General features: G+C 65.2%; 1 protein-coding gene. It reads left to right on the top strand.

Going from position 1 to position 604, the window contains the following annotated elements; translation table 11 throughout:
* Positions 1-55 precede the first annotated feature (55 nt).
* On the top strand, positions 56-520 hold the full coding sequence (locus DMB66_RS60605; protein ID WP_199753346.1) for a hypothetical protein: 465 nt from the start codon (positions 56-58) through the stop codon (positions 518-520).
* Positions 521-604: the final 84 nt, after the last annotated feature.

The raw sequence follows: 604 nt of genomic DNA, 5'->3' as shown, positions 1-604 counted from the left end.
GATACGTAGCTGATCTCACCGGCCTCCGACTGAGTCACCAACCGATTGCCAGCGCGTGGACAAGAGGAAGCTCAAGCCGAGCTTCATTTGCATGAGGGATGCCCCGATGACCGGAACACTTCGCATTCAACTGTCCGAGGACGGAGCTGACGCCGAACGGCTCGACGCTCTGACCGGATACCTACGCGATCAACTGCGGCTACTCGACGTTGAGGACGTGATCGCTATGCGCGCCGGTGGGCCTCCGGCCGGCACTCGGGCGTTCGATGTTGCCGTGGTCGGCGGCCTGCTGGTCACTCTCGGCAAATCGGCGCAAGGGCTGCGCTCGGTAGTAACCGCGATCAAATCATGGCTTGGCCGCAGCGACGGCGTACGCCGAACAGTGCGGCTGGAAATCGGCGGGGACGTCCTCGAGCTGTCCGAAGCAAGCCTCGCCGAACAGGAGAGGCTGATCAAGCTGTTCGTCGACCGGCACGCGGCCGGAGAGGACGGAAAGTGGCCGGCCGCCGAACAGCGCTGATAGTCGCGAACGACGAATACGACCACGAAGGCCTGCGGCGCCTGTCGGCGCCGGCCGCGGACGCGGCGGCGCTCAGCCAGGTCC

The sequence above is a fragment of the Actinoplanes sp. ATCC 53533 genome (assembly GCF_003947245.1).
This window is presented reverse-complemented; position numbering and strand designations above follow the sequence as displayed.